Origin of the sequence: Mixta mediterraneensis (assembly GCF_030283135.1) — a bacterium.
Classification (GTDB): domain Bacteria; phylum Pseudomonadota; class Gammaproteobacteria; order Enterobacterales; family Enterobacteriaceae; genus Pantoea; species Pantoea mediterraneensis.
Genome location: NZ_JASUAZ010000008.1, coordinates 35,730 through 56,365, shown reverse-complemented (window position 1 = coordinate 56,365; position 20,636 = coordinate 35,730). Strand labels below are relative to the sequence as shown.

General features: G+C 50.8%; 20 protein-coding genes. 8 read left to right on the top strand and 12 right to left on the bottom strand.

The annotated features are described in order from the left end of the window. Positions 1-2: 2 nt before the first annotated feature. The 9 genes from QRY16_RS07610 to seqA form a co-directional block, all read right to left on the bottom strand. The gene (locus QRY16_RS07610) at positions 3-1,019 is read right to left on the bottom strand and encodes a DUF979 domain-containing protein (RefSeq protein ID WP_289776174.1); all 1,017 of its coding nucleotides are present in this window, start codon (positions 1,017-1,019) and stop codon (positions 3-5) included. Continuing rightward, positions 1,019-1,747: a DUF969 domain-containing protein gene (locus QRY16_RS07605; RefSeq protein WP_193405079.1), complete on the bottom strand. Its 729-nt coding sequence runs from the start codon at positions 1,745-1,747 to the stop codon at positions 1,019-1,021. The genes QRY16_RS07610 and QRY16_RS07605 overlap by 1 nt, the downstream gene beginning before the upstream one ends. A gap of 55 nt (positions 1,748-1,802) precedes the next feature. Then, complete coding sequence (pxpA, locus tag QRY16_RS07600; RefSeq protein WP_289776173.1) at positions 1,803-2,540, bottom strand: 5-oxoprolinase subunit PxpA; 738 nt, start codon at positions 2,538-2,540, stop codon at positions 1,803-1,805. Further along, entirely contained in the window at positions 2,530-3,462 is a 933-nt protein-coding gene (gene pxpC, locus QRY16_RS07595) for a 5-oxoprolinase subunit PxpC (RefSeq protein ID WP_289776172.1), read from the bottom strand. Before pxpC ends, pxpA begins: the two co-directional genes overlap by 11 nt. After that, complete coding sequence (pxpB, locus tag QRY16_RS07590; RefSeq protein WP_289776171.1) at positions 3,456-4,112, bottom strand: 5-oxoprolinase subunit PxpB; 657 nt, start codon at positions 4,110-4,112, stop codon at positions 3,456-3,458. The genes pxpC and pxpB overlap by 7 nt, the downstream gene beginning before the upstream one ends. Before the next feature lie 159 nt (positions 4,113-4,271). After that, positions 4,272-5,015, bottom strand: coding sequence for a type 2 GTP cyclohydrolase I (locus QRY16_RS07585; protein WP_289776170.1), 744 nt, complete (start codon positions 5,013-5,015; stop codon positions 4,272-4,274). A gap of 346 nt (positions 5,016-5,361) precedes the next feature. Then, positions 5,362-6,318: a YbgA family protein gene (locus QRY16_RS07580; protein ID WP_289776169.1), complete on the bottom strand. Its 957-nt coding sequence runs from the start codon at positions 6,316-6,318 to the stop codon at positions 5,362-5,364. Positions 6,319-6,577: 259 nt separating this feature from the next. Then, entirely contained in the window at positions 6,578-8,218 is a 1,641-nt protein-coding gene (pgm, locus tag QRY16_RS07575; protein ID WP_289776168.1) for a phosphoglucomutase (alpha-D-glucose-1,6-bisphosphate-dependent), read from the bottom strand. A 25-nt stretch (positions 8,219-8,243) separates the two neighbouring features. Continuing rightward, positions 8,244-8,786, bottom strand: a complete 543-nt coding sequence (seqA, locus tag QRY16_RS07570) for a replication initiation negative regulator SeqA (protein ID WP_193405072.1) — start codon at positions 8,784-8,786, stop codon at positions 8,244-8,246. Between the two features lie 250 nt (positions 8,787-9,036). Here seqA and ybfF point away from each other — a divergent pair, with 250 nt between their 5' ends. The 4 genes from ybfF to fur all read left to right on the top strand — a co-directional run bounded on the left by ybfF (position 9,037) and on the right by fur (position 11,697). Beyond that, entirely contained in the window at positions 9,037-9,801 is a 765-nt protein-coding gene (ybfF, locus tag QRY16_RS07565; RefSeq protein WP_289776167.1) for an esterase, read from the top strand. 161 nt (positions 9,802-9,962) lie between these two features. Further along, a complete protein-coding gene (ybfE, locus tag QRY16_RS07560) occupies positions 9,963-10,238 on the top strand; it encodes a LexA regulated protein (protein WP_193405070.1) in 276 nt (91 codons plus the stop codon). Between the two features lie 135 nt (positions 10,239-10,373). After that, positions 10,374-10,904: a flavodoxin FldA gene (gene fldA / locus QRY16_RS07555; RefSeq protein ID WP_289776166.1), complete on the top strand. Its 531-nt coding sequence runs from the start codon at positions 10,374-10,376 to the stop codon at positions 10,902-10,904. 349 nt (positions 10,905-11,253) lie between these two features. After that, on the top strand, positions 11,254-11,697 hold the full coding sequence (gene fur / locus QRY16_RS07550; protein ID WP_193405068.1) for a ferric iron uptake transcriptional regulator: 444 nt from the start codon (positions 11,254-11,256) through the stop codon (positions 11,695-11,697). Positions 11,698-11,756: 59 nt separating this feature from the next. On the opposite strand, the gene QRY16_RS07545 is transcribed toward fur, so the two are convergent. From QRY16_RS07545 to nagE, 3 genes are all read right to left on the bottom strand, one after another. After that, entirely contained in the window at positions 11,757-12,152 is a 396-nt protein-coding gene (locus tag QRY16_RS07545; RefSeq protein WP_289776165.1) for a hypothetical protein, read from the bottom strand. Between the two features lie 236 nt (positions 12,153-12,388). After that, complete coding sequence (gene glnS, locus QRY16_RS07540) at positions 12,389-14,056, bottom strand: glutamine--tRNA ligase (protein ID WP_289776164.1); 1,668 nt, start codon at positions 14,054-14,056, stop codon at positions 12,389-12,391. 153 nt (positions 14,057-14,209) lie between these two features. After that, complete coding sequence (gene nagE, locus QRY16_RS07535; protein ID WP_289776163.1) at positions 14,210-16,240, bottom strand: N-acetylglucosamine-specific PTS transporter subunit IIBC; 2,031 nt, start codon at positions 16,238-16,240, stop codon at positions 14,210-14,212. A 333-nt stretch (positions 16,241-16,573) separates the two neighbouring features. On the opposite strand from nagE, the gene nagB reads away from it, so the two are divergent. From nagB to QRY16_RS07515, 4 genes are read left to right on the top strand one after another with little or no spacing between them, the layout of a single operon-like run. Then, positions 16,574-17,374 (top strand): glucosamine-6-phosphate deaminase, encoded by an 801-nt coding sequence (gene nagB / locus QRY16_RS07530; RefSeq protein WP_193405064.1) that lies wholly within the window; start codon positions 16,574-16,576, stop codon positions 17,372-17,374. Between the two features lie 54 nt (positions 17,375-17,428). Beyond that, entirely contained in the window at positions 17,429-18,577 is a 1,149-nt protein-coding gene (gene nagA / locus QRY16_RS07525; protein WP_289776162.1) for an N-acetylglucosamine-6-phosphate deacetylase, read from the top strand. A 7-nt stretch (positions 18,578-18,584) separates the two neighbouring features. Further along, a complete protein-coding gene (nagC, locus tag QRY16_RS07520; RefSeq protein WP_289776161.1) occupies positions 18,585-19,856 on the top strand; it encodes a DNA-binding transcriptional regulator NagC in 1,272 nt (423 codons plus the stop codon). After that, entirely contained in the window at positions 19,846-20,598 is a 753-nt protein-coding gene (locus QRY16_RS07515; protein ID WP_289776160.1) for an HAD-IIA family hydrolase, read from the top strand. Before nagC ends, QRY16_RS07515 begins: the two co-directional genes overlap by 11 nt. Positions 20,599-20,636: the final 38 nt, after the last annotated feature.

Below are 20,636 nucleotides of genomic sequence, written 5' to 3'. Positions count from 1 at the left end.
CCTCACAGGAACATCAGAAAATAGAGCAAAAAGACGTTTACGATTAACAGTAGCACACCGGTTGGCACCTGAGCCTTGATCACCGCGTTACTATTCGGCAGTTCAAGCAGCGCCGCAGGTACGATATTGAAGTTCGCTGCCATTGGCGTCATTAATGTGCCGCAATAGCCGGAGAACATGCCAATCGCCGCCATGACTGCCGGATCGCCGCCGTGTTGCAAAACCAGGACGGGAATACCGACACCTGCGGTGATAATCGGAAACGCCGCAAAAGCGTTACCCATAATCATGGTCAATAGCGCCATACCGACCGCATACACAGTAACGGCTATAAAGCGATTATCAACGGCCAGATAGGTTTCAGTCAGGTGTGAAATAGCGCCGCCGACGCCCGCCGACGTAAATAATAAACCCAGCGTGGCGAGAATTTGCGGCAGAATGAATGCCCAGCCGACCGCATCCAGCAGACGACGGGTCTCCTGCATCGATTGAAGCGGTTTATCGTGCGTCATTTTCAACGCCATCAGCCAGCCGGTCAAACAGCCGATCATCATTGAGAACAGGGTCACCAGCGTGGAATGACTGCCCGGCCCAAAGACCTTCTCTTGCAAACCCGGAATATGGTTAAACGCCAGCACACCTACCACGGTAATAACCGGAATCGCTAATGCAGGCAGAAACAATTTATTGCCCAGGCGCTTGGCGCTGGCCTGCTTCTCTTCATCACTACGCTGGTGATAACGGCCCAGCTTTACGCCCCCCAAACCTGCAAGCAGCGCCATTAAAACAACCACAACACCAATAATAATATGCAGCGCGCGCAAGCCTGTTTCCGGCGTTCCTGTGATTTGTGTCATCAAGCGCGCTGTCCAGTCACCAACCAGGAAAACTAAACCATAAAGCGCCCAAAATAAGCCGGTGGTGAAGCGACGCGGATTAGCGCTGTCGCGCCAGGAAAGGACGGCAACAATCAGCAGAATGATGCCCGCCAGCCACATTAAATATTGTTGCTGAAACATTACTGCCCTCCTTTGGCTTTTAAGGCCTGACCGTTCAGGTTCTGTAATTCACGCGCAAGTTGACGATCCAGACGGACCAGACGAGCGGAGTGAATCAGGAAAGCTGCGACGGCAGTAGGGATGCCCCATACCGCTATATGCAGCGGTTCGGTCTGGATGTCTGCTGACTCCTGCATAAAGTTGTGCATGAAAATGATGGCGCCAAAAGCAACGAAAATATCTTCCCCGAAGAACAGGCCGACATTATCGGTTGCTGCCGACATCGCACGCAGACGATGGCGCACTTCAGGCGAAATATCACCATAACGGCTTTCGGTCGCGCCTTCGGCCATCGGGGCTAACAGCGGACGCACCATTTGCGGATGTCCGCCGAGGCTGGTTAACCCTAGCGCAGCCGTGAGTTCGCGCGCCAGCAGGTAAACAATCAGCAGGCGGCCTGCGGTTGCCGTTTTAATCTGTGCAATCCATGTCTGCGCGCGCTCTTTCAAACCGTGGCGCTCCAGCAAGCCAATAACCGCCAGCGGTAACAGCAAAATCAGCGGTAGATTACGGGTGTTTAGAAAGCCCGCCCCAAGCGTTTCCAGGATGTCGGCTAACGGCATCATCGCCGCTAAACCCGTCACGAAACCGGCAACAATCACCACCAGTACTGGATTAAAACGCAACACAAAACCCACCACAATGGCAGCAATGCCAAGCAGCGGCCAAAGATTTACCACGCTGTCCATATTTTCCCTTATAAGATAAAAAAACCCGGCGCGTTGCCGGGCTAACAGTCAAAATTTAAAGGCTGCTAACGGCAATCTGATTTATCGCAAACGTATCGCGCAGTCGCTGTGCAAACTGTAACGCATGCTCACCATCGCCATGCAGGCAAACGGTTTGCGCGTTCACCGCCACCCATTCACCGTCAACGCTTTTTACCCGACCTTGTTGCACCATCGTCAGCGTCTGTTCAACCGCCAATGCTTCATCTTCAATTAGCGCTCCCGGCTGACCACGCGGTACCAGCTCCCCCGTTTTCAGGTAACCACGATCGGCAAAGACCTCTTCACGGGTGCGCAAACCATAATGTGTAGCGGCCCGAATCGATTCGCTATTAGCAAGGCCGACGACGATCAGGTTGGCATCTACCGCTTTAATCGCTTGCGCGATCGCGTCGGCCAAAGCCGGCTCTGCCGCCGCCTGGTTATACAGCATGCCGTGCGGTTTCACATGAATCAGCTTCTCGCCTTCACTTTCCGTCAGAATTTTTAATGCGCCAATCTGGTAAATCATTTGTGCATATAGCGTTTCTGGCGGAAGCTGCATCGCGGTGCGACCAAAATTTTCCCGGTCAGGAAAGCTGGGATGTGCGCCAATGGCGACGCCAAACTCTTTCGCCCAGCGTACCGATTGCAACATGGTTTGCGCATCGCCCGCGTGAAATCCACAGGCAATATTGGCCGAGCTTACCCATTGCAACAGTGCACGATCGCTGCTGCTGCCTTCGCCGAGATCCGCGTTTAGATCAATTTTCATAAGCAAGTCCCCATACCATCTGATCCAGAGCGCGCTGCTGATGCGCGCGCGCCTGCATCGCTTCTGGCAACGTACAGTGAATAAAGTGAATGGGATCACCTAAACGGATCTGCGCCAGATGATAGAGATCGGCTTCGATAATGCAGGCGATACGCGGATAACCACCGGTAGTCTGCGCATCAGCCATCAGGATGATCGGCTGACCATTCGGTGGCACCTGAACCACACCAGGCACTAAGCCGTGCGACAACAATTCACGCGGCGTTTCGCGATGAAGCTGACGCCCTTGCAGGCGATACCCCATACGGTTACTTTGTGGGCTAAGTTTCCAGGCTGTCCGCCAAAACATCTGCTGCGACTCGCGGCTAAACTCATGATATTCCGGCCCCGGCAAAGCACGAATTCGGTTACCCCATAATATTTGACGTACACCAGCTTTCTTTTTGAAATCTCGGGTGGGTCTCCCCAGCGGCAGGCGATCGCCATCTTCCAGCTTGCGCCCTTGCCAGCCACCAAATGCTGCCTTGAGGTCGGTGCTACTGGATCCCAGCATTTCAGGGAGATCGAAACCTCCGTTGATTGCCAGATAGCTGCGCATGCCGCGCACCGGCATGGATAATGATAAAACCTGACCTTTTTTCACTGGCAGGCGCCAGCCGGTCCACACTGCTTTACCATCCAACTCAGCATTACAGCCCGCGCCAGTTAAGGCAAACCAGCCGTTGCGCATAAATTCAGCTTTAAACTGGCCGAGAACAATCTCCAGCACGGCGCTGCCGGGATCATTACCTACCAGCAGGTTAGCTGTCGTCATTGCAGGCTGATCTAATACGCCGCTGGTACTGATACCGTATTGCCGCCAGCCGTTGCGCCCGCTGTCCTGAATACTGGTTGCCAGCCCGGCACGAAGAATCCTTAACATACGCCCTCCTTTTGCGGCACAAACCGTACCGTATCGCCAGGACACAATAACGTGGGCGGTTGATTTTTTGGCTCGAATAGCGCCACCTGGGTTTGACCAATCAGCTGCCAGCCGCCGGGACTCGCAAGCGGATACACGCCGGTTTGACTGCCGCCAATGCCGACTGAACCTGCCGGCACCAGCACGCGCGGTTCTGCACGACGCGGCATATGCAGACGCTGATCGAGGCCGCCCAGGTAGGGAAAGCCAGGCTGAAACCCGATGAAATACACCACATAATTGCCGCTGCTGTGCAGCTCCACCACCTGTTTGGGAGTCATGGCAGCCTGTTCAGCGACTACGTTAAGATCCGGCCCGCCCTCACCGCCATAGATAACCGGAATATCGACCTGACGCGATTCTGGTAGCTGTGCTTCGCTTTCTTCCCACCAGCGCTGTAGCCGCTCAATCGCATCCAGCGCTTTATGTTGTGGATCACGCAGCAAAAGAGTGATGTTGTTCATCCCAGGAATAACTTCAAGCACTTCTTCATGTGCCTGAAGCCGTTGATTCAGTCCCCAAATACGCTGTTGGCTCACCAGTGAAACTGGCGGTTCCAGTTCCAGCACCACCGCGCGCTCGCCCAGCAAATAACAACGTGCTCGTTGCAACACCCACCTCCATTTCACCTGAAATAACACATATCTGACGGAAACAGATGCGCAGCGCAGGCATTTGCTTATCGGAATAAAGCAGATAGTTATGCGAAAGTGACAGAGATGTGTCAATGGTTTTAGGTCCTGCGCAAAAACACAGGACCTGAGAAGGAATTAAGCGGGATTGGGAATATCGATGAAAGTGACATCAAGGCCATAACTTTCAGCCAGCCATTCCCCTAGTGCTTTAATGCCGCCGCGTTCGGTGGCGTGATGGCCCGCAGCAAAGAAATGCAGACCTTGCTCACGCGCGCTGTGGATGGTCTGTTCAGAGACTTCGCCCGTGAGGTAAGCATCAACGCCAAAGGCGGCGGCATTATCGATAAAGCCTTGCCCACCGCCGCTGCACCAGGCAATACGGCGTATCTGCGCAGGCGCGTTATCGCCGCAGTGTAGCGGCTGTCGCCCCAGTTTCTGCGTAATGCGCTGGGCCAGTTCTTCACCACTCAGCGGGGTTTTCAGCTCGCCCCAGAACACCAGCGGCACCACTTCGCCCTGCACATCAATATCCAGCAGTTCTGCCAGCTGCGCGTTGTTGCCGAGCTGTGCATGGGCATCCAGCGGCAAATGCCAGCCGTACAAATTGATGTCATTAGCCAATAATGCACGCAGCCGATTGCGCTTCATCCCTTTGATAATGGCGGATTCATTTTTCCAAAAGTAGCCATGGTGTACCAAAATCGCATCGGCGTTACGCGCCACGGCTTCATCTACCAGCGCCTGACACGCGGTCACACCTGTAATGATGGTTTTGACCTCAGCTCGTCCTTCAACCTGCAATCCGTTTGGTGCGTAGTCGCTAAACGTGTGGCTATTCAGCTGCTGATTAACGATGTGCTCTAATTCATAATGATTCATTTCGGCTCCCTCGCCGCCTCAAGCCGCCTTTTTGCGCGCTCAAAAGCGATTGATGTCTTTTTACATGCAACCTTATGTTCTACGATCGGTGCCGGATAATCGAGTTTCTTATTCTGTTTCTTCGCCCATGCGCGTGCGATGGCTGTATATCGCTTCCCGCGCCAGCAAATAAGGGCAGATAAATTCAGCTTATTTATCAAAATGCGTACCTCGCGTCGTGGCAGGTAGGAAGGCATAGCGTGTACTTCCCCTGTTTCGACGTGGCGATACAGCGCAGTCGCGCTGGCTTTACCGCCGCGACAGACCAGACGCAAAACCAGGCTCAAGCGGGCATTTTACTTTCGAATTATTGCCCATAACGCAGGCATAACGCTTCGGGATAAGGGTCGAAATAACGTTGCTGGGCCAGCCATGCGTGGGGATATTCTGCCAGGTAGTGCTTAAGAATGGTGATCGGCGCCAATAACGGTTGCGTACCCTGTCGATAGCGATCAATTAACGTCGCCAGTTCCTGCCGCTGCGGCGAGCTAAGCTGGCGGCGGAAATAACCTTGTACATGCATCAGTACATTGGTGTGATTACGGCGTGAGGCAGGATGCGACATCAGCGCCATCAGCCGTTGGCGGTATTCAAAAGCAAATGCATCCAGTGAATCCCATCGATTCACTGACGCCACAAAAGGTCCCAGCTCACGATATTTTTCTTGCGAATGCGCCAGCAGCAGCAACTTGTAACGGCGATGAAAGGCAAGCAGGCAGGAACGTGTTAATCCTGCCTGCCACATCTGATTAAATTCATGCAGCGCACAAATACGACCAACAAAGTTTTCCCGCAATGTGGCATCGTGCAACCGACCATTTTCTTCAAGGGGTAGCCAGGGCATCTCCTTACGTAAAAAGCCGGTGAAAATACCGGTTCCCGTTTTGCGATTGTGATGGGTTTCTGGCTCATAAACGCGTACGCGTTCCATTCCACAACTGGGTGATTTCGCGCACAAGATATAACCGCAAAGATGATGCAGCGATTTCACCCGCTCCGCTGACCAGCTGCGCATCGCCTGCGTGACATTTTCACCGCCGTCTTTACTGAAACAAAGGTGTAATTCGTCATCCTGTTGCTTTACCAGACGCAACGCGGGTCGTGGCGCAGGCAGCCCAATGGCTATCTCTGGGCAAATGGACTCGAAGCGCACAAACGGCATCAGCTGTTCCGTTGCGAAGGTTAATCGCTGGTGGCTCCCATCAAAACGGACGTTATCCCCCAGCAGACAAGCACTGATTCCGACAGGAATTTTCTCACTCATACTTATACACCTTCTGGAGAGTTGTATAAGTTTAAAGATAGCGGAAAGTGGCCATACTTAAAGGCTCAGAACGCCAGATTTGACGATGCTTTGCCAGTGATGGCAGAAAAAACCGGGTAAACTGAGTCAGGCTTGCTCTCCGGATGGTTATCCTCACGCCAGGACTAACAGCGGATGCCCTGGATATGACTACCGCCGGGGCTACGGTTTTATGACATAAAAAAAGCGCCTGAAAGGCGCTTTTTTAGAACAGCGTTTATCAGGCGTTTTTCAGCACTTCGCTGACAATTTCTACTGCTTCTTTCTCGATTTGTGCCCGATGTTCTGCGCCAAGGAAACTTTCACAATAGATTTTATAAGCGTCTTCAGTGCCTGAAGGACGTGCTGCAAACCAGCCATTTTCTGTCATCACTTTCAGACCACCGATTGAAGCACCATTTCCTGGCGCTGCGGTTAAACGTGCAGCGATGGGATCACCCGCCAGCGTATCGGCGCTGACCATTTCCGGTGACAGTTTTGAGAGTGCAGCTTTCTGAGCTGATGTTGCAGGTGCCTGCAAACGGTTATAACTCGGCGCTCCAAAACGTTCGGCCAGCTCATCATAATGCTGCTGTGGATTCTTGCCGGTTACCGCGGTAATTTCGGCTGCCAGCAAGCACATGATGATGCCGTCTTTGTCAGTTGACCATGCGGTACCATCGAAACGCAGGAAAGAAGCCCCCGCACTCTCTTCGCCACCAAAGCCAAAGCTGCCGTCATAGAGACCATCGACAAACCATTTGAAACCAACCGGTACTTCAACCAGTTTGCGGCCGATGTCGTTAACCACACGGTCAATCATGGCGCTAGACACCAGGGTTTTACCGACAGCAACATCACTGCCCCATTGCGGACGGTTCTGGAATAAATAGTTGATCGCCACCGCCAGGTAATGGTTTGGGTTCATCAAGCCTGCTGGCGTGACAATGCCGTGACGGTCGTAGTCGGGATCGTTACCAAACGCCAAATCGAATTTGTCGCGGTAAGCCAGCAGTCCCGCCATTGCGCACTCAGAAGAGCAGTCCATACGCACCACGCCATCTTTATCAAGGTGCATAAAGCGGAAGGTTTGATCGATCGCATCGTTCACAATGGTCAGATCTAATCGGTAGTGCTCAGCAATGCGTTGCCAGTAAGCCATACCGGAACCGCCAAGCGGATCGACGCCAATTTTCAGGCCAGCTTTCTGAATGGCTGCAAAGTCGATAACCTGCGCCAAGCCTTCAACGTATGGCTGGATCAAATCTTTTTCGACAATATGTCCGCTTGCCAGCGCTTCATGTAATGGCAGCCGTTTAACGTCTTTCAGGCCGTCTTTAAGCAACTGGTTAGCACGATCTTCTACCACTTTAGTGACATTAGTATCCGCTGGCCCACCATTTGGCGGGTTGTATTTGATCCCCCCATCTTCAGGAGGATTGTGTGAAGGCGTAATCACGATACCATCAGCCAGCGCGCCGCCTGACTTATTGTGTTCGAGAATAGCGTTGGAGATCGCCGGCGTTGGCGTGTAGCCATTTTCCTGCTGCACAATGACGTCAACGCCGTTGGCGGCCAGCACTTCCAGCACAGACAAAATCGCTGGCTCAGAAAGCGCGTGGGTATCTTTACCTACGTAGCATGGACCCGTAACGCCATTCTTTTTACGCTCTTCAGCAATCGCCTGGGCAATTGCCAAAATGTGCAACTCATTGAAGCTTTGCCGTCCTGCGCTACCGCGATGGCCTGATGTGCCAAATTTCACTGCATGTTCCGGGTTCGCCACATCGGGCTTCAGGACATAATACTGTGATGTTAATTGTGCAACGTTAATCAAATCGCTCTGCTGGGCGGGCTGCCCGGCACGGGGGTGATTGGCCATTGGCGCTTCTCCCTGACGCTTCAGTTTAAATGGTGCCGCAAACTTTCTCTGTCAGTTCCTGTGGGAACTGCATCGACAGCATAATGTGTTCGACCATGCTGCTTTTGCGACCGGTATTAGTATTGGTGATCACCCAGTACGGCGTGCCAGGAACATGTTTTGGCTTCGTATGGGTGCCGTTCTGCAACAGCGTGTGCTCATCGCCTGCAAAGTATACGCGGGTGCGGCCTTGCAGTGAGGCGGTTGCCTCGGCAAACGCTTTCGTATCTAAACGATAGAGCGTTGACAAAATCAGCATAAAGCGGTTAACCGCGCGCTTCTGCTCCGCATATTCATCGGAAAGCATTAGTTCACGCATCGCACGCACGCGATCCTGCGGACGCAATTCGGCACGCACGGACTGTGCCTCTTTGCCTTCAGTATTCGCTGCGGTTTGCGCAGCTGCCGCAGTTTGACCGGCGGTGAACTTCAGCATGCGACGCAGAATATCCGATGCGCTTTCGCCAATATGTTGCGTGTGGCTGGCAATATAACGGTAGAGCTCTTCGTCAACTTCGATCGTTTTCATCTTATTCCGTACGGTTCTTACCCATGACAGAACCACCTGTTTCCTGAAAAGCCCTTAGCAAAATTTGGCGTTCCGAAATGTGAGCGGGTTCTAACATGAGGATTATAAAGTTAAATTCAGGCGGGCTGTTAGCGTTCAAACGGTTTATGGGCAAAAGTCAGAATATGTCCTAATGCCGCCGGAACCGGCGCGCCTAAAAAGGTGAATCCATGATAACCTAAGCTTAGGTCTCAAACTTAAGAACTTTGCCATGATTTTGAACGCCCGTCTGCAAACTGAACAATCAACTGCTGATTCCTTACCCGTCCTGCTTATTCACGGCCTTTTTGGTAGCCTCGACAATCTTGGCGTGCTGGCGCGGGGTTTAAAGGACGATCGCCCATTAATTCAGGTTGATGTCCGGAATCATGGCCTGTCACCGCGATCTGAAGAGATGAACTACGCTGTCATGGCGCAGGACATGTTCGACACGCTGGACGCCCATGACATTGATCGTGTGTCGGTTATCGGGCATTCGATGGGTGGCAAAATTGCCATGGCGCTGAGCGCGCTGGCTCCTGAACGTATTGAACAATTAGTCATGATTGACATCGCGCCGGTTGACTATCAAACCCGCCGCCATGATGACGTTTTTGCCGCTATCCGCGCGGTGAATAAAGCCGGCGTTACACGTCGTAGTGAAACCGCCAGGATAATGCGCAACGTGATTAATGAAGAGGGCGTGATTCAGTTCATTCTCAAATCATTTCATGACGGTAAATGGCGCTTCAACGTGCCGGTGCTGTGGGACAATTACGCGACCATTACTGGCTGGCAGGAGATCCCAGCGTGGCCGCATTCGGTTTTATTTATTCGCGGCGGTGATTCTGCCTATCTGGATAATCAATATCGCGACACATTATTAAAACAGTTTCCGGCAGCGCAGGCACATGTCATCAATGGCGCAGGACATTGGGTCCATGCCGAGAAGCCTGATGCTGTTTTGCGCAGCATCCGCCGTTTTTTTGCGCTTTAAAAGCAAATACCTGTCAGCAAAAGTTTAGGATTGGCGCACGCGGTTAGCGTGGAGTATGATGGCGCGCTAAAAATTTGCCGCCGATCATTTTTGTCGCGGTAAGCGCCAATAATTTATAATCTGCGCGGCCTGAGCTCGCGCCCATTCAGTTTCATTAAGCCATGGCAAAAGAACACACTGACCGCACCACGCTCGATCTGTTTGCTGAGGAGCGTCGACCCGGTCGCCCTAAAACCAGCCCGCTTTCGCGCGATGAACAACTGCGTATCAATAAACGCAATCAACTGAAACGTGACAAAGGGCGCGGGCTACGCCGTGTCGAACTGAAAATGAACCGTGAAGCCGTTGAGGCGCTGAATACCCTGGCGGAACAACGTAACCTCAGCCGCAGCGAACTGATCGAACAGATGTTGCTGGCACAACTCAAGCTGGACTGAAGCCAACAAAACGCACGCAGAAACAAATGTCGCGGCTTTACGAGTTCCGCGCTTTTGCCTCGTCTGCTATTATTCGCAGAAATGTGCTGCTTTAGCACACAACTCATCATCAGGATTTAAGAGGTTATTTTACCCATGGCAATCGTAGGCATCTTCTTTGGCAGCGATACCGGCAACACCGAAAACATTGCAAAAATGATCCAGAAACAGCTGGGTAAAGACGTTGCTGAAGTGCACGACATCGCAAAAAGCACCAAAGAAGATCTGGAAGCGTTTGACATCCTGCTGCTGGGCATCCCAACCTGGTATTATGGCGAAGCGCAGTGCGACTGGGATGACTTTTTCCCCACGCTGGAAGAGATCGATTTCAACGGTAAGCTGGTCGCCCTGTTTGGTTGTGGCGATCAGGAAGATTATGCAGAATATTTCTGTGATGCGATGGGCACCATTCGTGACATCATCGAACCGAACGGCGCTATCATTGTTGGGCACTGGCCAACCGAAGGCTATCACTTCGAAGCATCTAAGGGCCTGGCTGACGATAAAAACTTCCTCGGTCTGACTATCGACGAAGACCGTCAGCCAGAACTAACTAACGAACGCGTTGATAAATGGGTTAAGCAGATTTTTGACGAGCTTCAGCTCAAAGAAATTATCGAAGCGTAAAGCTTCTCTGACTCAATGTGGGCGCTGGCTCACATTGAGCCAAAGAAAATTCCTATAGAAATAATAGCCACATTTTTTTAACTTTCTTCGTTTAACCTGTAGAATACCCCTATCGGTCATCCGCTTATTTTTCTGGATAAGAAATGAGGCTGAACGAAATGTTAACAGAACCCTGCAGAAATTCCCCGGCTCGGTACATGCCTTACAGCTAACGGTGATTTCCCGCATTTCCCCTCGGTTTTCATTTCGCTGCTTCAGTTCTATAATGAGACGCAAATGAGAATGGGTGTAGATCGACATTCAAGGCCAAGCGCCACAAAAGTGATTAAAGTAACAGGACAAAATCCGCATGACTGACAACAATACCGCATTAAAGAAGGCTGGCCTGAAAGTCACGCTGCCCAGACTGAAAATTCTGGAAGTGCTTCAGGAACCTGAATGCCATCACGTCAGTGCGGAAGATCTATATAAACGCCTGATTGATATGGGCGAAGAGATTGGTTTAGCGACCGTTTACCGCGTTTTGAACCAGTTCGATGATGCGGGCATCGTGACGCGTCATAACTTTGAAGGCGGTAAATCTGTCTTTGAGCTGACGCAACAGCATCATCATGATCATCTGATCTGCCTGGACTGCGGCAAAGTCATCGAGTTCAGTGATGAGTCTATTGAGACCCGTCAACATGAAATCGCCACGCGCCACGGCATTAAATTAACGAACCACAGCCTGTATCTCTATGGTCACTGCTCGCTGGGTGACTGCCGTGAAGACGAAACGCTTCACGATAAATAAACGTGCCATGCAGCCCTATGAAAAAGCCGGTTTTAACCGGCTTTTTTTCTGTCTGAACGTCAGGCAACGAGCGTTTCCTGCAGGTAGCGCCAGCGCGGAATAGAAGTGCTGCAATCAAGGATTGCCAGTGAGATGCGGCTCTGATTTTTACCGTTCATCATTTGCAGTTCACGATACTGGATGGTGATTTCATTCATATGTTGCGAAATGATCACATGCTCGCTGGTAGCAATACGCATTCCCTCACGCTGCCCTTGCAGCTGATAAAATAGTTCTTCAACCTCATTTAAATTTAGCTGTTTTCCTTGTGGCGTTATCATGCAAAAATCAGGATGGAAATGGGAAAGTAAGAGCTGAAAGCTGTCATCAACTATTGCAGACCGGCTGAAAATACGTTCAATTAATTGATGTAAAACAACAACACTGTGTTTGGCTTCCTGGGCGATATCGGTCATTTATTTTCCTTTTAAAACCCGCATAGCAACGCTCTAAAGCGCATAGCCTACCTGAAAATCATCATTTCACATCCTGTAATAGATTAATTTTACTAAACTCGCATTTCTCACAATTTTGCCCAAAATGAGCAATTTCTGTATGTCAGCATAAACGGCTGCATTGACAAAAATTACAGCCATAAAAAAGGGCGATTATTCGCCCTTTTGTTTTTTTGTAATGTCAGCGATGAAAAACTTTAATCGCCAGTTTTTGCCCAGGTATCACGCAGCCCCACTGTGCGGTTAAACACCAGTTGAGAAGGTTTTGAGTAAGAGCTGTCAGCGCAGAAATAACCTTCACGCTCAAATTGATAGGGTGAAGTCGCTTCCACATTTTTCAAGCCTGGCTCGACAAAACCCTGTTTAATTTCCAGCGAATTTGGGTTGATGGTCGAAAGAAAATCCTCTGCAGCCGCCGGATTTGGCACACTAAACAGGCGATCATAAAGACGGAATTCTGCAGGCAGTGCGTGATCGACTGAAACCCAATGAATCACACCTTTAACTTTTCGACCGTCTGCAGGGTCTTTGCCCAGTGTATCTACATCACAGGTGCAATAGATGCAGGTAATCTTACCTTCTTCATCTTTTGCGACACGTTCCGCGCGAATGACGTAAGCATTACGCAGACGTACCTCTTTACCCAACACCAGACGCTTGTATTGCTTGTTCGCTTCCTCACGGAAGTCAGCACGATCAATCCAAATTTCACGGCTAAACGGCACTTCACGCGTGCCCATTTCCGCTTTATTTGGATGATTCGGCATACTGATGTTTTCGTTATGCCCTGCAGGCAGGTTTTCAATCACGACCTTCAGTGGATCCAGCACCGCCATTGCACGTGGCGCGTTCTCATTAAGATCGTCACGAATACAAGATTCAAGCGATGCCATCTCAACGATATTGTCTTGCTTAGTCACCCCGATGCGACGACAAAACTCACGAATGGATGCCGCGGTGTAACCACGACGACGCAGGCCCGAAACGGTCAGCATACGCGGATCGTCCCAGCTTTCTACGTGCTTTTCATTCACCAGCTGAGTCAGTTTACGCTTCGACATCACGGCATATTCCAGATTCAGACGCGAAAACTCGTATTGCCGTGGATGCACCGGAATCGTGATGTTATCCAGAACCCAGTCATAGAGGCGGCGATTGTCCTGGAACTCCAGCGTACACAGTGAATGGGTGATGCCTTCCAGCGCATCGGAAATACAGTGGGTAAAGTCATACATCGGATAGATGCACCACTTACTGCCGGTCTGATGGTGATCGGCAAATTTAATGCGATACAGCACCGGATCGCGCATCACGATAAAGCTTGACGCCATATCAATCCTGGCGCGCAGGCAGGCTTTACCTTCTTCAAATCCGCCGTTACGCATTTTCTCAAATAGCGCGAGGTTTTCTTCAATGCTGCGATCGCGATAAGGGCTGTCTTTGCCCGGCGCCGTCAACGTGCCGCGGTATTCGCGAATCTGTTCTGGCGTGAGTTCATCAACGTAAGCCAGACCTTTTTGGATGAGTTCAACCGCATAGTTATAAAGCTGATCGAAGTAGTCTGAGGAGTAACAAACCTTACCACTCCATTCAAAACCCAACCATTGCACGTCATGCTTAATAGATTCAACGAACTCCATATCTTCTTTGACCGGATTCGTGTCGTCAAAACGCAGATTGCATTGCCCTTGATAATCCTGGGCGATACCAAAGTTCAGGCAGATCGATTTAGCATGACCAATATGCAAATAACCATTTGGTTCTGGCGGAAAACGGGTGTGCACGCTGCTGTGCTTGCCGCTCGCTAAATCTTCGTCAATGATCTGACGAATAAAGTTAGTTGGGCGGGCTTCAGCCTCACTCATCACAAAATCCTCAATACGAATAGCGGGTGATTTGTACCACAAAGTAACGGAGTATGATCCACAAAGCGTCGAAGGGAAACAACCGTTTGTTAAGCGTTTAAATCAAAAAAGGCAGGAATCGCGTCCTGCCTTTGAGGTTATACCATGAAGTATTTAGCCTTTTACTTCATAGAGTCGGGTTTCGCCTGCAACAACGTGTCCGCTTGCCAGCAAATTCAGCCCGGCAAAGTCATCGCTATTACTCACTACAACCGGGCTTATCATTGAACGCGCATGCGCATTGAGGAACTCAAGGTCCATTTCCAGCACCGGCTGTCCGGCAACCACAGTGGCGCCCTCTTCTACCAGCCGCGTAAAACCTTTGCCTTCCAGCGCCACGGTATCCAGTCCCATATGCACAATAATTTCAACGCCGTTATCGGTTTCAAGGCAGAACGCATGATTGGTAGTGAAGATTTTCACAATCGTTCCGGCAATCGGCGCAACCACCATTTTACCGGTCGGCTGGATAGCCAGCCCTTCTCCAACGGCTTTACTGGCGAAAGCGTCATCCGGCACTGCATCCAGAGCAATAATTTCACCACTTACCGGGGCGACCAGCGCAGCAATGACCTGTTTCTCGCTGTTGAGTATGGCCTGTGGTTTGACCTCTGGCATTGCAGGGGCGCTAATGCTGCTCGCTGTGGCGGATACCGGACCTTTGGTTAGCACCCGTTTCATCGCAGACGCAATGCTTTCAGCTTGCGTTCCCACAATAATTTGCACGCTTTGTTTATTCAGTCGAATCACGCCAGAAGCGCCCAGCCGTTTAGCCACGCCTTCATTAATTTGCGCCGAATCTTTAACGTTCAGGCGTAAACGTGTAATACAGGCATCAATATTGGTCAGGTTGTCTGAACCGCCGATCGCACCAATATAGCGGCGCGCCAGAGATTCCGTAGCATTTTCACCCGCTTCTGTTTTATCTACGTTAACGTCATAACCATCCTTTTCATCACCGGTGACCGCCAGCTCACGGCCTGGTGTTAACAGATTGAATTTCTGGATAGTAAAACGGAATACCACATAGTAAAGGATGAAGAAGAGCAGGCCTTGTGGAATCAGCATGTACCAATGCGTTGCCAGTGGGTTACGCGTAGACAGAACCAGATCCACTAATCCGGCACTGAAACCAAAACCGGCAATCCAATGCATACTGGCAGCGATGAAAACTGAAATCCCGGTCAATACGGCATGAATGACATAAAGTACCGGCGCCACAAACATGAAAGAGAATTCCAGCGGCTCCGTAATGCCGGTAAAGAAAGAAGCAAAAGCCGCAGCCAGCATAATCCCACCGATTTTGGCGCGATTTTCGGGACGTGCGCAATGATAAATGGCCAGCGCAGCCCCTGGCAGACCAAACATCATAATAGGGAAGAAGCCAGCCTGATAGCGTCCGGTAATACCGACCGTTGCAGAGCCATCGGCCAGCGATTGCGCGCCACCAAGGAATTTCGGAATATCGTTAATGCCAGCCACGTCAAACCAGAACACCGAATTCAGGGCATGATGCAGGCCAACCGGAATCAATAAGCGGTTAAAGAAGGCGTAGACACCCGCGCCAACCGAACCCAGTTTCTGGATGTGTTCACCAAAATTAACCAGGCCGCCAAAAATAATGGGCCAGATATACATCAGAATGAACGCGACCAGGATCATCAGGAAAGAGACCAAAATCGGCACCAGCCGACGCCCGCTAAAAAAGGAGAGCGCTTTTGGCAGTTCTACGTGACTGAAGCGGTTATACACTTCTGCCGACAGGATACCGACAAGGATGCCGACAAACTGGTTATTGATTTTGCCAAACGCGGCGGGAACCTGCTCTACCGGCATTTTCTGTATCATAGCTACCGCAGCCGGTGAACAAAGCGTGGTTACCACCAGAAAACCGACAAAACCTGTCAATGCGGCTGCCCCGTCTTTGTCTTTTGACATGCCGTAAGCCACCCCAATGGCAAACAGCACAGACATATTTTCGATGATAGCAGCGCCAGATTTGATCAATAACGCCGCCAGCGCATTGCCTGCGCCCCAGCTGTCGGGATCAAGCCAGTAACCTACCCCCATTAAGATTGCTGCCGCTGGCAGGGTCGCTACCGGCACCATGAGCGCGCGGCCAACCTTTTGTAAATAACCTAACATTTGCCCTACCCCCTAGTGAGACACGCTTATTGCTTTGCTACCGCTTACTGTTTTTTTGTCAGCAGCAAAGATCGGTAATGCTATTTTTCTTTCCGCTGCGCAGTGTAATGACAATTTAATTCGCCCCACAAATTAAAACCGTCCCGTCTGTGATTTTTATCACCAAAAAACATCACTGCGTATGGCTTCGTATGGCTATCACGCCAAACTTATTTTATGCTACAAATTATCGAGACAAAGGATTACCATAGCGTTAACGCATAATCAGTTTAGGCTGATTATTAGCACAGCGGTATAGCGTTTATCCTTTCCAATTTTTAACTGAGGTGAAACATGAGACTGATTCCCCTGGCCACGCCAACCCAGGTTGGTAAGTGGGCTGCACGCCATATTGTTGACCGCATCAATACCTTCAAACCCAGCGCCGACCGCCCTTTTGTTCTCGGTTTGCCAACCGGCGGCACGCCGCTGGAAGCGTATAAACACCTTATTGAGATGCATAAAGCGGGCCAGGTTAGTTTCAAACACGTTGTCACTTTCAACATGGATGAATATGTTGGCTTACCGAAAGAACATCCCGAAAGCTACCATAGCTTTATGTATCGTAATTTTTTCGATCATATTGATATTCAACCAGAAAACATCAACCTTCTGAATGGTAACGCGCCAGACGTTGATGCAGAATGTCGCCAGTATGAAGAGAAAATTCGCGCACTGGGCAACATTCACCTGTTTATGGGCGGCGTCGGTAATGACGGTCATATCGCCTTTAACGAACCCGCATCATCTCTGGCTTCTCGCACGCGCATAAAAACGCTGACGCATGATACTCGCGTAGCAAATTCTCGCTTCTTTGATGGCGACATCGATCAGGTGCCAAAATATGCCCTGACCGTTGGCGTAGGAACGTTGCTGGAAGCCGAAGAAGTGATGATTCTGGTGACCGGCCACATCAAGTCACAGGCGCTGCAAGCCGCAGTTGAAGGCAACGTTAACCATATGTGGACTATCAGCTGCCTACAGTTGCATCCAAAAGCCGTCGTGGTGTGTGACGAACCCGCCACAATGGAACTGAAAGTGAAAACGGTTAAATATTTCCGCGAGATGGAAGCGGAAAATATGAAAGGTGTTTAATTGCAGATGTCTGCTGAGAATCGAATAACAGCAGACCCAGCCGGGAGAAGAAAGATGTACGCATTAGTTAGCGGTCGCATTTACAGCGGCCACGAAATTCTGGACAACCATGCCGTGGTTATTGCTGAGGGTAAAATTGAGCGCGTGTGCCCTTATGAAGCGCTACCCGCGGACATAGAAAAGCGCGATGTTTCAGGTGCCATCATCGCTCCCGGTTTTATCGATCTTCAACTCAACGGTTGCGGGGGTGTGCAGTTCAACGATGACATTAATGCGCTCACTATTGAAACACTGGAAATCATGCAGCGCGCCAATGAAAAATCAGGCTGCACCAGCTTCTTACCAACCTTAATCACCAGCAGCGATGAACTCATGAAGCGCGCGGTTGAAACCATGCGCAGCTATCTGAAGACCCATCAAAATCAGGCGCTGGGTTTGCATCTGGAAGGGCCGTGGTTAAGCACCGCCAAAAAAGGCACCCACAACCCTGCACTCATCCGCTTGCCCGATGCGCAGGTAGTTCAGTTCCTTTGTGAAAATGCTGACGTCATTACCAAAGTCACGCTGGCGCCGGAAAACGCCGGTCAGGATGTTATTCGCCAGTTGACTGAAGCGGGCATTATCGTCTCAGCAGGCCATTCAAATGCCACTTATGAAGAGGCCCGAACCGGTTTCGCCGCAGGCATTACATTCGCAACCCATCTGTATAATGCCATGCCCGCTTTCTCCGGACGTGAACCTGGCCTAATCGGTGCGCTGTTTGATTCGCCTGATGTATACTGCGGCATCATTGCGGATGGTCTGCACGTCCATTACGCTAACGTGCGCAATGCAAAACGCATCAAAGGCGACAAACTGGTACTCGTCACCGATGCCACCGCACCGGCTGGGGCAAATATCGATAAGTTCATTTTTGCCGGCAAAACAATATACTATCGTGACGGCCTGTGTGTAGATGAGAACGGTACGCTGAGCGGCTCTGCATTGACCATGATCGAAGCGGTACAAAACAGCATCGAACATGCTGGCATTGCCTTAGATGAAGCGCTGCGCATGGCGACACTTTATCCGGCACGAGCGATGGGTGTGGAAAAACGGTTAGGTACGATCGAAGCAGGAAAAATCGCAAACCTGACTGTGTTTACACGTGACTTTAAAATTATTAAGACGTTAGTCAACGGAGACGACGTCCTGAGCGAGTAAGCACTGAATGACTACTGGCGGCCAGACACAAATAGGAAATGTCGATCTTGTCAAGCAACTCAACAGCGCAGCCGTTTATCGGCTAATCGATCAACAAGGGCCGATTTCACGCATACAAATCGCTGAACTGAGCCAGCTTGCCCCCGCCAGCGTCACAAAAATTACCCGTCAGCTCATTGAGCGCGGCCTGATTAAAGAGGTGGACCAACAAGCGTCCACCGGCGGACGCCGCGCGATTTCCATCATTACTGAAACCCGCCATTTTCATACTATCGGCATTCGCCTGGGGCGTAACGATGCCACACTCACGCTGTTTGATCTGAGTGGTAAATCGCTGGCGCAGGAAGACTATGCATTGCCTGAACGCACCCAGGAAACGCTGGAGCATGCGCTCTTCAATACGATTACTGACTTTATGGCGCTTCATCAGCGTAAAATCCGCGAGCTGATTGCCATATCCGTGATTATTCCCGGACTGGTTGATCCTTTTAACGGCGTGATTCGTTATATGCCGCATATTTCTGTCAGTCACTGGCCACTGGTTGCTAACCTGAAGAAACGCTTTAACGTAACCAGTTTTGTCGGTCACGATATTCGTAGTCTGGCGCTCGCCGAGCACTATTTGGGTGCAAGTCGCGATTGTGCCGACTCTATTCTGGTGCGTTTGCATCGTGGTACTGGCGCAGGCATCATCGCCAACGGGCATATCTTTCTTGGCAGCAATGGCAATGTCGGCGAGATTGGCCATATTCAGGTTGATCCCCTGGGCGAACGTTGTCATTGCGGCAATTTCGGCTGCCTTGAAACCATCGCAGCAAATGGTGCAATTGAAAATCGGGTGCGTCATCTGTTGCAGCAGGGTTATCCCAGCGTATTAACGCCAGACGATTGTCATATGCCGCAGATTTGCAAAGCGGCAAATCAGGGTGATGCGTTGGCTTGTGAAGTGATCGAATATGTAGGCCGTTATTTAGGCAAAGCCATTGCGATCGCCATCAACCTGTTTAATCCGCAAAAAGTGGTGCTGGCCGGTGAAATCACCGACGCAGAAAAAGTGCTGCTGCCTGCAATTGAAGGTTGTATCAACACTCAGGCGCTAAATGCGTTTCGCAAAAATTTGCCGGTGGTGCGATCTCAACTGGATCATCGTTCAGCAATCGGTGCTTTTGCGCTGGCAAAACGTGCCATGCTTAACGGCATCCTGTTACAGCATCTTCTGGAAGATCAGGTTGAACCTGCTGTTCTGGCAGACAGCTTCGGAACGAACTATGACCATTAAAAGCGTAATCTGTGATATTGATGGCGTGCTGATGCACGACAATACCGCTATACCCGGCGCGCAGGAATTTCTGCAACGCATCTTGCAAAAAGAGATGCCGCTGGTGGTGCTTACCAATTATCCGTCTCAAACGGCTCAGGATCTGGCGAACCGATTTGCTTCAGCGGGTGTTGAGGTGCCGGATTCGGTTTTTTACACTTCCGCGATGGCAACCGCAGATTTTTTGCGTCGTCAGGAAGGCAAGAAAGCGTATGTGATTGGCGAAGGCGCACTCATACATGAGTTGTACAAAGCGGGATTCACCATCACTGATGTTAATCCAGACTTTGTTATCGTTGGCGAAACGCGCTCCTTTAACTGGGATATGATGCATAAAGCCGCCTTCTTTGTTGCCAGTGGCGCGCGCTTTATCGCCACTAACCCAGATACGCATGCTCGCGGTTTTGTCCCTGCCTGTGGCGCTCTCTGCGCCGGAATCGAGACGATTTCCGGTCGCCGTCCTTTTTATGTTGGTAAACCAAGCCCATACATCATGCGCGCTGCACTCAATAAAATGCAGGCCCATTCTGAAGAGACGGTGATTGTAGGAGATAACCTGCGTACTGACATTTTGGCTGGCTTCCAGGCTGGCCTCGAAACGGTGTTAGTGCTGTCGGGTGTCTCAACCTTAAGCGACATTGACGCCATGCCTTTTCGTCCAGACTGGATTTACCCCTCTGTCGCGGATATTGACCTGTTTTAATGCTTTCCTCGTATGACGCGCCGTATATAACGTACAGT